The sequence below is a fragment of the Serratia odorifera genome (assembly GCF_041448735.1).
Classification (GTDB): domain Bacteria; phylum Pseudomonadota; class Gammaproteobacteria; order Enterobacterales; family Enterobacteriaceae; genus Serratia_F; species Serratia_F odorifera.
This window is the reverse complement of sequence record NZ_JBGMUT010000002.1, coordinates 685,491-698,631: the sequence shown is the minus strand read 5'-3', so window position 1 is coordinate 698,631 and position 13,141 is coordinate 685,491. Positions and strand designations below refer to the sequence as shown.

The window sequence follows — 13,141 nt, the reverse complement described above, 5'->3', positions numbered from 1 at the left end:
TTTCCTCTTTATTCAAACGCCGCACAGAATATCACGCCGTCAGACGCTTTGCCGCTTGCTAACGGCGATCGCGCTGAATTTACGGCGCTATTGGGCATGGGAGGTTAAAACCAGCAGTACATTTGGCCTATACTGGTGTTAACCCCAGCCAAAACCGCACAGGAGATGAGTTATGGCCAATCACAACGTTAAATCTTGGGCGACGGTGCGTGAAACCTCCGTCGAGATAGCCGAGGCGATTTTTGAACTTGCCGGGAACGATGAAGCGCTGGCGCAGAAAATCTGGGAGGAAGGCAGTGACGAAGCGCTGCAAATGGCCTTTGCCAAAACCGAGGCCGACCGGCTGTATTGGGGCGAAGAAATGGTAGAACGCAAAAACGTCTAAGCAGCAGGACAACAAAAAGCCCGGGTACCAAACCCTGGCTTTTTCGCCGATGCTTCAATGCGCAATGGATACCGCTCTCACTGGTCTTCACCTCCCGCACTTTCCGCTTTATTCACCCTCATCGCCGGGACGGCCATAAACACGGCAACCCCCACGACGACAACCAGAGTAATAATCACTGTCATTAACATGCGATCACCTCATCAACGTCAAGTTGCTACGGCGGATTCTCGGTCGTTTGTGTGTTGTACGGCTTGAATGCCCTGATGTTAGCGGCAGTATGCAGATTAGCCGTTTTGACCTGCGGCTGACAAGCTGGCTGATAGATTAAAATTCACAGCCGCGCGGTGGTTTTTGTCGAAGACGGCAAGTTGTGTATACTTCGCTTATGTCGTTCTCACACAGATGCACTGATGATACAACAACATCACCTCTCATTGGTCTGCGCCCTCAGCAAATGGGTTGAAACTCATCTCGGACGCGTGATCCATCTGGAAGAGCTGGCCGAGTATTCCGGTTACTCCCTCTGGCACATGCAGAAGTTATTCAAGGAAGCGACAGGGATCTCGCTCGGCAAATACATTCGCGAACGCCGGCTGGCGGGCGCGGTTTACCAATTGCGCAGTAGCGATGCCACGATTTTTGACATCGCACTGGATTTTGGCTTTGGCTCGCAGTCCCACTTTACTTATATGTTCCGCAAGCGTTTCAACATAACGCCTTATGATTTCCGCCAGGATCTAAGCGTAGATTTGCATATCGACCCGCCGCTGCACGTCATCCATCAAAAGCTGGCCTAGTCACTCCCTATAGCCGTGGACGGCTCAATGCGCGGCCAGCACCGCCAGCATGGCAATCAACGCCGGCAGGCCCTGCACCCACAGGATTTTGCGGTTGGCGGTCAGCCCACCATACAGCCCGGCGATCAGCACACACCCCAGGAAAAACAGCTGCCATACCGGCTGCGACAGCCACCAACTCCAGGTCAGCCCGGCGGCGAGAAAGCCGTTATACAGCCCCTGGTTGGCCGCCAGCGTACGCGTTGCGCTGGCAAATTCCCGCGTAGTACCAAACGCGCGCATACCGACAGGATGCTGCCAGAGGAACATTTCCAGCAGCAGAATATAAATATGCAGCGCAGCGACGGCGAGCAGCAAGATATCAGCGATAATTACCATTATTTTTTATGTGGCTAATAGCAATGAAAGGTAATTAAGTATATACCGTAACCGACATTGGCCAATTACGCGGTATAAAAAAACCCGCGATGCGGGTTTTTAGAGTGGCCTAGGTTTAAGGTTAGATGAAAGCAACGAACAACAGGGCTGCTATTGAGACCCAAAACGCCGCCGTTGCAATAACAACATGGGATAATCTTGCACGATAGAGTATTTGGCTCATGATGACCTCTCTTGCTTCTTACTAACGGGAGTTGCAGTATTCCTATAGGAAAGATATTAACTTTTACCCGTCATTAATAATTTGCTGTGGATCACTTTTTTTTATTGAAGCTATATTCGATCAAAAACATGGAATTTTGATCACATTAATTAAACCTTGATAGAGCAATTTTTATAAAAAAGGACAAATGATATAGCCTTCAGGTATCAATCTACCCGCCAGGGCAGGTCTGGCGCGGTCATCCGCGGCCCGGCATAGCCTTTGACCTGCGGAAAACGCGCGTTTCCTTGTTGCCAATCTCGCTGTGCCGCCGCGATCTCCTGCTTGCTATGAGCAACAAAATTCCACCAGATGGTTATCGGTTGTTTAATCGGCTCGCCGCCAATCAATAACGCCTTACTGCCCTTTTCCGCCGTTAAGCGCAGCTTGTTAAGATTCATTCCCAAATAGGCAAATTCACCCGATGAAATTTTTTCATCATTAACCTCAAATGCACCAATAAGGGGCAAAAGACCTATTTCAAAATCGCTGCGTAATGGTAATTCCAAATGACCGTCGGCGTCCCATTGTAAGTCCAGTGCGATAAGCGGTGAGACGGTAAATACCGGCGAACGATATTGCTCAAATTGGCCAATGAGTAATGTCTGGGTTACCGCGCCCTTTTTCCAACGCGGCAGATCGGGGTAATGGTCAAAACGCGGAGCCATTTGCGCATGTTCTGCCGGTAAAGCAATCCATAACTGCGCAGCGTGCAATTGGCGAGGGTGACCGGTGGTCTGTTCGGTATGGGCAATGCCATGGCCGGCGGTCATCAGATTAACCTGGCCAGGGCGGATAATCTGCTCGCTGCCGAGGCTATCGCGATGCAGCACTTCGCCTTCGATCATCCAGGTGAACGTTTGCAGGCCAATATGCGGGTGTGGCCCGACATCCATACCTTCAGAGGAGCCATTGAACACCGCCGGCCCGGCATGATCGAGAAAACACCAGGCACCGACCGTACGACGTTCGCGGGTCGGCAAGGCGCGTTGAATGGCAATGCCGCCAACGTCGGCATGACGCACCGCAATGCGTTGCATCGAATGGCGACCGGAACACGCAGAGGAAGAGCTATCGAACGAATCAGGATCATGCATACAAACGCCTCCAGACGATGAATTTAACCTACCTGTGCCCAGCTTAGCACAGCAGCGGCAAGGGGGTTCATCGCCACGAAGGCGGAGCGTCGCGCTAAGGCGTCTTGAAGTAGCAGTTTTTGGTATCGACGGGATCGTTGGCGTGTTTGAGATCGGAAAGATAGGTTACGCCAAACAGTACCGATACCACCAGCAACGCCGAAACCAGCAGGCCGATGATGGCAATCAGTTTGGTTTCATGGTGGAGATTATGCTCCATTGTCTCTCCTGTTGTTAAAGGGTCACATCAGCCACAACGTGACCGCAAGCGTAAAGAATAGCAACGAACCTGACGCGATCGCCAACACCAAAATGGCGAACTGTGCATCACCGAGGGTTTCACGGTATTTTTTATCGTGCGAGGTATTACGCTGTTCTTTCACAAAATCTGTCTTAGTTCATCAGGTCTGAAAGTTGCCGTACTGGATGATTACCGCCGTGGCGCAACGGACTGAAGATTCTGCAGAAACAACCATTCAAACCTCGAATGTCGCTGACGCTATCAACTTTCACACATAGGGTCAACATCAGGCTGGCCGGAGAACCGGTGCCAGTATAAAACATTCATAAGTATTATGAAAAACAAACTGAAATTAGCATGACTTATATTCGACAATAAAAAAGGCCCGGTAACACACCGGGCCTCCGTCAGAAAGGGGACATTACTGCGGTATACGCAATACCTGCCCCGGGTAGATTTTATCCGGGCTGGACAGCATCGGCTTGTTAGCCTCGAAAATCTTGTTGTACTGATTGGCGTCGCCATACACTTGTTTGGAAATGGCGCTCAGCGTATCGCCCTTTTTCACGGTATGGAATTTGCTCTCGGTACCGCCCTGTGCGACGGTGACTTTATCTTCAACGCCGCTGATGCCGGCAACGTTGCCGACCGCGACCAGAATCTTCTCTTTCAGCTCCTGGCTGATGCCGTCGCCAGTGACGACCGCTTTGCCGTCAACCACCTGCACATCCACTTTATCGGTGTCTGGCAAACCGCTGTTGTTGAGGTGCTCTTTCAATTTGGCGCTTTGCTCGGCAGCATTCGCATTGCCAGCCACTGCGTCCCACAGTTTTTCGCCCGCTTCTTTGACGAAGTTAAACAATCCCATATTCACTCCCGTTTGATGCTTGTCTATGAAAGGTAACCACTTGTGTTGATAAGTCCTGTTAAGCTTAGCAGCGTCAGACAGATATTCAATTGGTCAGCACAATTGAGTCGTTACCGTCTGGCAAAACTGTCACGCTCGCTTGCCGCTGCGCAGCCAAAAGAAGATTAACGCGGAAAATCGTGCCAGAATGGTTACACTGAGCGGGCAAGCAATGGCCGTGGAGGATGCTGATTTTATGTATGCACTGGTGATGTTTGTTTGTTATCTGGACGGAGGCTGCGTCGATATCATGGTGGACATCCTGCGCGATGAACAACAATGTCTGGTGGCGATGAAGGAACAGAATCTCCGTCACGCCGGTTGCTATCCGGTAGAAGATTTTATCGATGGTTTCTGGCTCCCTGCCAGTGAATATGCGCCGTTCTGATACCGTCAGGGCGCTAATACGCTGCTGTTCGCCGGTGATAACAAACAGGCAGGGCTCGCGCCCTGCCTGGTGCTCCCTCTTCCCGACACAGGACAGAGAGTAATCGACCCGTCGATTAGAAACGGTAGGTCAGGCTGACGGCCACGATGTCGTCATTGCTCAGTTTCAGCTTGTTATCGTCGCTCAACTGGTTGATCTGATAATCAACATAGGTGTACATGTTTTTATTGAAGTAATAGGTGGCGCCGATATCAACGTATTTCACCAGATCGGCATCGCCGATACCTTCGATATCTTTACCCTTCGACTGTACATACCCCAATGACGGACGCAGACCGTTTTCGAACTGATACTGCGCAACCAGCTCAAAGTTCTGCGTTTTATTGGCAAAACCTTTCACGCTGTCGACGGTGATTGGCGTCATGTTGCGCGTTTCGGCGTACATGGCGGCCAGATAAACCTGGTTCGCATCGTATTTAACCGCGGTGGTCCAGGCGCTGGCACTGTCGCCTTTGCCATAGGTAGCCTGCTTTTGAGCGCTGGTACGGTTGGAATCAGAATACGCCGCAGCGAAGCCAATGCCGCTACCGCCGATGTCCTGATAGTCCAGTGACAGACCGTAACCGTCGCCGTTCTGACGCGTCAGCTCGCGGCCTTCGTTTTTGCCCTGATACTGAATTGCAATATTCAGCCCCTCAACCAGACCAAAGAAGTCACGGTTGCGGTAAGTCGCCAAACCGGTGGAACGGCCGGTCATAAAGTTGTCGGTGTTGCTGTAAGAGTCACCGCCGAATTCCGGCAGCATATCGGTATAGGCTTCCGCGTCGTAGACCACACCGTAGTTGCGGCCATAGTCAAAGGAGCCGTAATCGCCAAATTTCAGGCCGGCAAAGCCCAGGCGCGTTTTGGTGTTCGCCGTTGCATCTGCGCCTTCCGAGTTGTTTGCCTGAATGTTGTACTCCCACTGGCCAAACCCGGTCAGGCTATCGTTGATCTGGGTTTCCCCTTTGAAGCCTAAACGCACGTAGGATTTGTCGCCGTCGGACGTGCTGTTGTGGACAAAGTAATGTTTGGCATTCACTCGGCCATAAAGATCGAGTTTATTGCCATCCTTATTATAAATTTCTGCCGCGTTGGCAAAAGAGGAGATTGCGCCAAGCGCTACCGCCAAAGCTAATACACTGCGTTTCATCATTTATTTTCCTAGATATTTTAATTAAAGCCTGCCCATCACGCCCAATTTATCTTTTGGGCTGTGACCTTTATCATTTAATGTTTTATGAGCGCCCCTAATAAAGGGCCATGTGACATTAGCATCATGAATCCAAAGTGCAAATAAAAAAGTTCAGAAAACAACGTGGAGAATCCATGCTTAATTGTAACAAAATGATTCAGAAAAACACCAACACAACCCATTGATTTGGTTTATCTTATAAGGAAATTCTTATCACCAATAAGGTGCATTGCACCAAACAAGTGCAATGGCACTCTTCATCGTAGATTTATTGAGCAGTTGAAAGTTAACATTAAAATTAGCATGGTTATTAATAACGTTATTTATTTCACATTTTTAACTTACTAAAGTGATTTACCTGCTTTGGTGGGCCAAAGATGAATTGTTACGCTTATTAGCGGCAGATCCACACTGGAAGTATTGATAAAATAAAATATAAGGCGTCGTTTTATCGATAATAAAAATGCTTTAACGATAAACAGCGCTATTGGTTTTACCCTGGAGTCAGGCAGGCTGAACCGCCGCGGCAATATCGGCGGTTACAGAGAACAGATTAAAATAAACAATCGCGGGGAACTTCGCTCAGCAGCATACCGGCACGCAGGCCAACGGCTACCTGGGGGTTGGGGAATAATATCCATTGCTGCGCATGTTGCACACGGTATTGCTCCCCCGCCTGTTCACACACCAGCGTTCCCTGCGGCAAAACGGTAAAATTGGCGGTATCGTCAGCCAAATGCAGCCGGAAATCTTCGCTGCGTTTGATCAGCGATTTTTCAACCTGGAAAATACGCATTGCCGCACCGCTGCGCGCAGGCAACGCTTCACCGCTGACCAGACTCTGCAAGGCGCGGTTAATGGCGGAAAACTGCTGTAAATCGTTGTCGCCAAACGGCCGTGCCTTGCCCAGCTCCAGCGTGCAACTGGCCGCCGTCGCCTGTTCGCTGGAAAAGTGGCTGAAGGTGCCGCCCGGCGCCCGGTGTATCACCAGTGCATCCAGTTCGGCGGCGTCCAGCAGCGCCAACTGCGACGGGTCGTATGGCCGCTGCTGAAACGGCAGAATGCCAAAGCGCGGCAAGCATGACTCGCGTATGGCGGTATGCAGATCGTAATGAGCGCGCGCTGCCGATTCCAGCTCGAAGAACTCGACCACCCGTTGCTCCAGTTGCAAGGCGCGTGCCGTTTCGCCACTGGCCGGGAAGTCACGATGACGGTCGCCGAACATGCGGTTCATATCGCTGTGCAGATAACGTTTGCCGGCGCGCATCGCCGCCGGATTCCCCAGGATCACCAAAAGTCGGACTGCCAGACGGCGGCTGCCGGCCAGCAGATCGACAACCAGCTGATTGAGCAGCTCAATCGGTGCCGTTTCATTACCATGAATACCGGCTGACAGCACCACCGCGCGTTGGTAGCCCTGCTGCGGCGTTATTTCCAGCAATCCTTCTCCCAGCCAGCGCCAGCGCAACTGCGCGTTTTCACCCTGCTGGTTGGCGGGCACCTGTCCCGCCAGCGTCAGTGCCAATAGATCCACCCTGCCATCCTCTATTATTGCTGGAACGGGTAAATAGACCCCAGCCCCATGATTGACGTCAATGCATCCAGCGCTTCGCGCCCTTCGCGCAGCAGTTGCGGATCGGCCAAATCGTCGGCGGTCAACCGATCGCGATAGAAGCGATCGACCCAGGCGTTTAACGAGGTGAACAGCGTATCGTTCATCATCACCCGTGGGTTGACTGCCCGCAGCTCATCGCCGTTCAGCGCCACTCGCAGCCGCAAACAGGCCGGGCCACCGCCGTTGCGCATGCTTTCACGCAGATCGAACACCTTGATTTCGTCGATCGGCCCGCCGCCAGCGACCATTTCGTTCAGATATCCCCATACTCCGGGGTGCTGGCGCGACTCTTCCGGCACTACAATCATCATTTTGCCATCGGGTTTAGTCAGTATCTGACTGTTGAATAAATAGGTCGCGACAGCATCCGCCACCGAAACACGTGCCGAGGGCACTTCTATCGCCACCAGCTCCGCGTCCAGCCTGGCCATTTTGCGCCGCAGCTCCTCCAATGCCTGCTGCTGATGCAAAAAGGCTTGTTGATGATGGAACAACACCTGCTGATTGCTTACCGCAATCACGTCATTATGGAACACCCCCTGATCGATCACCGCCGGGTGCTGCTGGATGAACACCGTGTGGCGCTCATCCAGTTGATGCAGCCGGGCGATGGCTTCGCTGGCTTCGCGCGTCTGGCGTGCTGGATAGCGCGACGGGCCGACCTCACCGCCGAACTCCTGACGCCCGTATACGAACACCTGCACGCTGCGCTTGCCATAATCGCCCCCCAGTCGGTTATGGTTGGCCGCGCCTTCATCGCCAAACAGCGCCACCTGCGGCAAGGCCGGGTGGTGCATAAAATGGCGATCGTCGTTGAAGATCGCCTGCAGTGCGGCGCGAGTGGTCGGCGCCTCAATGGCGCGGTGGAATTTATTGTTCAGATTGGCGGCGGTGAAATGCACCTTGCCGTCAGCGCTGTCTGCCGACGGTGAAACGGTCGCCGCATTGGCAGTCCACATTGACGAAGCAGAACCCAATGCAGACAGCAGCCGCGGTGAAGTACGCCGTACCTGAGCCAGTACCGCTTCGTCGCTGCCGCTAAACCCCAACCGCCGCAGCGTTGGCAAATGCGGCCGCTCTTGCGGTGGCAACACGCCCTGCTGGAAGCCAAGATCCGCCAGCGCCTTCATTTTCAACAACCCCTGTTTGGCCGCCAGTTTCGGGTTGGATACACGATTCTGATACAGCGTAGAGGCTTCATTACCAAACGATAAACCGGCGTAATGGTGGGTTAACCCCACCAGTCCGTCAAAATTGACTTCATATCCCGCCATGCGGTTCTCCCGGCCGGCAGCAAGCCGGCCCTGACGATTAATTGAACGACAATCCCGGCGACAGACTGGCCGGCAGCGTCAGGCTTTCGCTTTCCAGCGACGCCATCGGCCAGGCGCAGTAATCCGCTGCGTAATAGGCGCTTGGACGATGGTTACCCGAAGCACCGACGCCGCCAAACGGTGCCGCGCTCGACGCCCCGGTCAGCGGCTTGTTCCAGTTGACAATACCGGCACGCGCTTCCAGCAACAGTCGCTCGAACTGCGCCCGCTGCGGTGACACCAGCCCTACCGACAGGCCGTAGCGCGTCTGGTTGGCGATCTGCAATGCCTGATCGAAATCGTCATAGCGAATAAGGGTGGTCAAAGGACCAAAGTACTCTTCGTCGGGTACTCCCGCCACGCCGGTGACATCGATAATGCCGGGGCTAAGCAGCGCACTGCCGCTTTCCAGCTGCCGCATGGTCAGCAGGGCCTTGCCACCCAGTGCGAGCAGCTTCTGCTGCGCCGCCAGCATGTTTTGCGCCGCCGTCGACGAGATCACCCCTCCCATAAACGGCTGGGGTTCGGCATCCCAGCGGCCAATGCGCAATGCGCCAGCCACCTGTACCAACCGTTCGATAAACGCATCGCCCTGCTGACCGCGCTTGACCAGAATACGGCGCGCGCAGGTACAGCGCTGGCCGGCGGAGATAAATGCCGACTGGATCGCCAGATTGACCGCCGCGTCGCGATCGTCGATCTGTTCGACGATCAGCGCGTTATTACCGCCCATCTCCAGCGCCAGTATTTTCTCTGGCTGGCCGGCCAATTGGCGATGCAACTGTTCACCGGTAGCGGCGCTGCCGGTGAACAGCAGACCATCAATGCCCTGACTGGCCGCCAGCGCCTCGCCGGTGGCCCGTCCGCCCTGAACCAGATTGATCACGCCGTTCGGCAGTCCGGCATCGAGCCACAGCCGCAGCGTGACCTCCGCCGTCAATGGCGTCAGTTCGCTCGGTTTGAAGACCACGCTATTGCCCGCCAACAGCGCCGGCACGATATGGCCGTTTGGCAAATGGCCGGGGAAGTTATACGGTCCGAACACCGCCAGTACGCCATGCGGGCGGTGACGCAACGCTGAAGCGCCGTCGGCCATGACGCTTCGACTCTCGCCGGTACGTGCCTGATAGGCCTGTAGCGAAATGGCCACTTTACCGATCATCGCCTGCACCTCGGTCAGCGTTTCCCAACGAGGTTTGCCGGTTTCGCGACTGATGGTTTCTGCCAGACGTGCTTTATTTTCTTCCAACAACGCGGCAAAACGCCGCACCAGCTGTTCACGCTCGGCGAACGGCGTGCGCGCCCAGTCAGGGAAAGCGCTGCGCGCGGCGTCACAGGCATCGGCCACATCCTGGCGGTCAGCGGCGTTGGCCTGCCACAGCGGCTGGCTGTCAATCGGATCGTATTTGCTGAATGCAGCGCCGCGGCCCGGCCGCCATGCGCCATTAATAAGCAGTGCAGGATGTGACATCAGGCGTTCTCCTGTCCAATAAGAGGGGTAACTCGCACCGGGCTGCCTTGTTCGACGCCAAGCGCCGCCGCGGTATCGGCATCAAGATGCAAGCGGCCGTCATACAGATCGGCGGGCATCAGTAGTGCACGGTAATGTTGATAGTTATCGTTGGCCACCAGATACAGCGGCGCATCGGCGCGCATCGGCGTGGTATCAAGCACCACTTTGACCAGTTGGCTGCGTTTGATGGCGCGGATCTCGTCGATCTCCGCCTCCAGCGTCGGCCCGCCGTCGAAAATGTCGACGTAACCCTGATAGCGCAATCCTTCTGCTTCCAGCAGACGCCGCGCCGGCGCGGTCTGCGGATGCACTTCACCAATCACTTTCTGCGCGTCTTCCGCCAGAAAGTCGACGTACAGCGGGTGTTTGGGCATCAGTTCGGCGATAAATGCTTTCTGGCCCGTGCCGCTCAGGTAGTCGGCCTTGGCGAACTCAATCGAAAAGAAGTGCCGGCCAACGCTTTCCCAAAACGGCGAACGGCCGTTTTCATCCGAAAAACCGCGCATTTCGGCGATCACCTTGCGGGAAAAATGCTCACGGAAAGCGGCGATGAACAAAAAGCGCACCTTGGAGAGCAGCTTGCCGTTTTCACCATGCCGGTAATCCGGGTCGAGAAACAGCGTACACAGTTCGGAATGGCCGGTGTGATCGTTACTGAGGAACAGCGTCGGCACAGACTTGTACACCCCAAGCTGCTTCGAGGCATGCACCTGCGTGCCAACGCGAAAGCTGTACCATGGCTCTGTCAGGCCAACCGCCACTTCAATGGCGCTGACACCGACCACCTGCTGGCGCTCGCTGTCCTCCAGCACAAACAGATAACACTGGTCGCTCGGTGGAAGTTCGCCTTGCCAGGTTTTCAGCGCCCGCTCAATGCGTGCCGACAAGGTGTCTTCATTTTGCGGCAAGGAGGTGAGGCCTATGCCGGATTTACCGGCAAGCGTCAGTAAATCGGCCAGATCGCGACGCTCTATCGGGCGAATAATCATCATAATGCGAACCTCTATGTCATCCGGCGGCGCCCTTGCGAGCGCCACCGTGGTATCAGCTGCAAATACGCGCCACCGCTCGCGCGAAACGCGCCAGCCCCTCGTTGATATCCGCTTCAGGAATGATCAGGGAAGGCGTGAAGCGCACCACATTTGGCCCGGCGATCAACGCGATAACCCCTTCTTCGTTGGCATATTGAGTGATTTGCTTGGCCTTGCCGGCGAAATCCTGGTTGAGTACGCAACCAATCAACAGGCCGCCACCGCGGATCTCCGAGAAAATCGGATAGCGCTGGTTGATGGCATTCAACTGCTCGATAAACCATAAATGGCGCTGCTTGACACCGTTGAGCACCTCAGGCGTATTGATCAGCGACAATACCGCCCCCGCCACCGCAGTTGCCAACGGGTTGCCGCCGTAAGTGGTGCCATGGGTACCGACGCCCAGCGTGCTGGCCAGCGCATCGGTGGTCAGCATTGCGCCAATCGGGAAACCGCCGCCCAGCGCTTTGGCGGTGGTCAGCACGTCGGGCACCACGCCGTATTGCATGTAGGCATACAGATCGCCAGTGCGCCCGACGCCGGTCTGCACTTCGTCGAAGATCAGCAACGCGTTATGGCGGTCACACAGATCTCGCAGCCCCTGCAGGAATGCGCCATCCGCCGGCAGCACGCCGCCCTCCCCTTGAATCGGCTCTACAATCACCGCACAGGTTTGGTCATTGATCGCCTCTGCGGCAGCCGCAAGGTCGTTGTAGGCGGTATGCATAATGCCGCCTGGCAACGGCGCAAAATCCTGAGAATACTTTGGCTGCCCGCCGGCAGAAACGGTGAACAGCGTGCGGCCGTGGAAGGCATTGTTGAACGCCACGATGCGATTTTTTTCGCTACCGTAGTTATCCATCGCATGTTTGCGTGCCAGCTTCAGCGCCGCTTCGTTGGCTTCGGCACCGGAATTACAGAAAAACACCTTTTCTGCAAAGGTGGCGTCGATCAGCTGTTTTGCCAAACGCAGCACCGGTTCGTTGGTATAGCCGTTACCGAGATGCCACAATTTGCCGGCCTGCTCGACCAGCGCTGCCTTCACCACCGGGTGAGCATGCCCCAGCGCATTCACCGCGATACCGCCGGCAAAATCGATATACTGTTTCCCCTGCTGATCCCAGACGTGTGAGCCTTCACCGCGCACCAAAATAAAATCAGCGGGAGCATAAACCGGGATCATCCAGTCATCAAAAGACTGGCGGGTAACTGCGATTGGCTGTTCCATAGTGACCTCATCACTTCAGCAAAGGCTGAATTTTGACTGTAAGGACCGCTCCTGCGCCGTAACGGCGACAATCAGACAAAAAACCGCGTTGCGATCCGCATCGATACACCGATGATAATTCTCCTTACCCACCGGCATTTAGACACAAATCTGTTACATAAATGCGCTTTTCCGCTATATCTGCCGCCTGACAGCCCCAGAGACGGGGAATAAATGTTAACGGGTAGTTAAAATACATGCCGTTTGATAAAGAGTGTAGAGCAGCTATCGTGCCAACGCGGGATTTGGGAGCCATTTCTCATTTTTTTTCGTTAAAACAACAAGTTATATTGCATAAGTATTCATTTTTTATGCATTCATAATGAATAAACGCAAAAATAGCGCCTGAAATCATCATTGGCGGCGAAATACTATTCATTGACAGAAAGATTCGTTTTTTCTGATCGCGCTCGCAAAAAATAATTCGCTTCGCCCGGTAAAAATCATACTTTTGCTCCACCTCGGTGCAGCCGCGCGCTATTGCAGTGCGCAACGACGTTTGCCCGACGCGCGCACCCTTCGTCTATATGTGCACAGCGTGCCGATACCCGGCTGTTGGCGCCTGCCAGCGACCCTTGAAGGAGGAAACGATGTCCAAACAAGCACTGCCAGTACAGGCTCACGTCAACCGTGAGGTGGCGGCCTTTTTACAAACCCTGCATGACGGCAGC

The 13,141-nt window shown here is 54.4% G+C and carries 14 protein-coding genes; 3 read left to right on the top strand and 11 right to left on the bottom strand.

Translation table 11 applies throughout. The features are described 5' to 3' along the window. Positions 1 to 172 precede the first annotated feature (172 nt). Both ACCC84_RS09340 and ACCC84_RS09335 read left to right on the top strand, forming a co-directional pair. Positions 173 to 385 (top strand): YccJ family protein, encoded by a 213-nt coding sequence (locus tag ACCC84_RS09340; protein WP_004961770.1) that lies wholly within the window; start codon positions 173 to 175, stop codon positions 383 to 385. A gap of 413 nt (positions 386 to 798) precedes the next feature. Continuing rightward, positions 799 to 1,185 (top strand): helix-turn-helix domain-containing protein, encoded by a 387-nt coding sequence (locus ACCC84_RS09335; protein WP_004961768.1) that lies wholly within the window; start codon positions 799 to 801, stop codon positions 1,183 to 1,185. Positions 1,186 to 1,209: 24 nt separating this feature from the next. On the opposite strand, the gene ACCC84_RS09330 is transcribed toward ACCC84_RS09335, so the two are convergent. The 5 genes from ACCC84_RS09330 to lysM all read right to left on the bottom strand — a co-directional run bounded on the left by ACCC84_RS09330 (position 1,210) and on the right by lysM (position 4,070). After that, entirely contained in the window at positions 1,210 to 1,557 is a 348-nt protein-coding gene (locus ACCC84_RS09330; RefSeq protein ID WP_227745728.1) for a DUF1304 domain-containing protein, read from the bottom strand. Positions 1,558 to 1,992: 435 nt separating this feature from the next. Continuing rightward, the gene (locus ACCC84_RS09325; protein ID WP_039991992.1) at positions 1,993 to 2,922 is read right to left on the bottom strand and encodes a pirin family protein; all 930 of its coding nucleotides are present in this window, start codon (positions 2,920 to 2,922) and stop codon (positions 1,993 to 1,995) included. Positions 2,923 to 3,016: 94 nt separating this feature from the next. Then, positions 3,017 to 3,181, bottom strand: a complete 165-nt coding sequence (locus tag ACCC84_RS09320) for a hypothetical protein (RefSeq protein WP_004961762.1) — start codon at positions 3,179 to 3,181, stop codon at positions 3,017 to 3,019. Between the two features lie 22 nt (positions 3,182 to 3,203). Beyond that, entirely contained in the window at positions 3,204 to 3,344 is a 141-nt protein-coding gene (locus tag ACCC84_RS09315) for a hypothetical protein (RefSeq protein WP_004961758.1), read from the bottom strand. A gap of 279 nt (positions 3,345 to 3,623) precedes the next feature. After that, complete coding sequence (gene lysM, locus ACCC84_RS09310) at positions 3,624 to 4,070, bottom strand: peptidoglycan-binding protein LysM (RefSeq protein WP_004961750.1); 447 nt, start codon at positions 4,068 to 4,070, stop codon at positions 3,624 to 3,626. A 235-nt stretch (positions 4,071 to 4,305) separates the two neighbouring features. On the opposite strand from lysM, the gene ACCC84_RS09305 reads away from it, so the two are divergent. Further along, positions 4,306 to 4,497 (top strand): YdfD/YebW family protein, encoded by a 192-nt coding sequence (locus ACCC84_RS09305; RefSeq protein WP_039992698.1) that lies wholly within the window; start codon positions 4,306 to 4,308, stop codon positions 4,495 to 4,497. A gap of 115 nt (positions 4,498 to 4,612) precedes the next feature. Here the strand turns inward: ACCC84_RS09305 and ACCC84_RS09300 are convergent, their stop codons facing one another. From ACCC84_RS09300 to ACCC84_RS09275, 6 genes are all read right to left on the bottom strand, one after another. Then, on the bottom strand, positions 4,613 to 5,692 hold the full coding sequence (locus tag ACCC84_RS09300) for a porin OmpC (RefSeq protein WP_004961740.1): 1,080 nt from the start codon (positions 5,690 to 5,692) through the stop codon (positions 4,613 to 4,615). A gap of 592 nt (positions 5,693 to 6,284) precedes the next feature. Further along, positions 6,285 to 7,265 carry a succinylglutamate desuccinylase gene (astE, locus tag ACCC84_RS09295; RefSeq protein WP_371901781.1) on the bottom strand — a complete coding sequence of 327 codons (981 nt, stop codon included), beginning with the start codon at positions 7,263 to 7,265 and terminating at the stop codon, positions 6,285 to 6,287. A 14-nt stretch (positions 7,266 to 7,279) separates the two neighbouring features. Beyond that, positions 7,280 to 8,620 (bottom strand): N-succinylarginine dihydrolase, encoded by a 1,341-nt coding sequence (astB, locus tag ACCC84_RS09290; protein ID WP_004961735.1) that lies wholly within the window; start codon positions 8,618 to 8,620, stop codon positions 7,280 to 7,282. 37 nt (positions 8,621 to 8,657) lie between these two features. Further along, complete coding sequence (gene astD / locus ACCC84_RS09285; protein ID WP_371901780.1) at positions 8,658 to 10,130, bottom strand: succinylglutamate-semialdehyde dehydrogenase; 1,473 nt, start codon at positions 10,128 to 10,130, stop codon at positions 8,658 to 8,660. After that, positions 10,130 to 11,164 (bottom strand): arginine N-succinyltransferase, encoded by a 1,035-nt coding sequence (astA, locus tag ACCC84_RS09280; RefSeq protein ID WP_039991991.1) that lies wholly within the window; start codon positions 11,162 to 11,164, stop codon positions 10,130 to 10,132. The genes astD and astA overlap by 1 nt, the downstream gene beginning before the upstream one ends. 52 nt (positions 11,165 to 11,216) lie before the next feature. Then, on the bottom strand, positions 11,217 to 12,431 hold the full coding sequence (locus tag ACCC84_RS09275; RefSeq protein WP_004961727.1) for an aspartate aminotransferase family protein: 1,215 nt from the start codon (positions 12,429 to 12,431) through the stop codon (positions 11,217 to 11,219). Positions 12,432 to 13,141: the final 710 nt, after the last annotated feature.

Excerpts from the sequence above, each read along its gene's own strand:
- ACCC84_RS09340 (WP_004961770.1), top strand. The coding sequence starts at position 173 with ATGGCCAATCACAACGTTAAATCTTGGGCGACGGTGCGTGAAACCTCC.
- ACCC84_RS09335 (WP_004961768.1), top strand. The coding sequence starts at position 799 with ATGATACAACAACATCACCTCTCATTGGTCTGCGCCCTCAGCAAATGG.
- ACCC84_RS09325 (WP_039991992.1), bottom strand. The coding sequence starts at position 2,922 with ATGCATGATCCTGATTCGTTCGATAGCTCTTCCTCTGCGTGTTCCGGT.
- ACCC84_RS09320 (WP_004961762.1), bottom strand. The coding sequence starts at position 3,181 with ATGGAGCATAATCTCCACCATGAAACCAAACTGATTGCCATCATCGGC.
- lysM (WP_004961750.1), bottom strand. The coding sequence starts at position 4,070 with ATGGGATTGTTTAACTTCGTCAAAGAAGCGGGCGAAAAACTGTGGGAC.
- ACCC84_RS09305 (WP_039992698.1), top strand. The coding sequence starts at position 4,306 with ATGTATGCACTGGTGATGTTTGTTTGTTATCTGGACGGAGGCTGCGTC.
- ACCC84_RS09300 (WP_004961740.1), bottom strand. The coding sequence starts at position 5,692 with ATGATGAAACGCAGTGTATTAGCTTTGGCGGTAGCGCTTGGCGCAATC.
- astB (WP_004961735.1), bottom strand. The coding sequence starts at position 8,620 with ATGGCGGGATATGAAGTCAATTTTGACGGACTGGTGGGGTTAACCCAC.
- astD (WP_371901780.1), bottom strand. The coding sequence starts at position 10,130 with ATGTCACATCCTGCACTGCTTATTAATGGCGCATGGCGGCCGGGCCGC.
- astA (WP_039991991.1), bottom strand. The coding sequence starts at position 11,164 with ATGATGATTATTCGCCCGATAGAGCGTCGCGATCTGGCCGATTTACTG.
- ACCC84_RS09275 (WP_004961727.1), bottom strand. The coding sequence starts at position 12,431 with ATGGAACAGCCAATCGCAGTTACCCGCCAGTCTTTTGATGACTGGATG.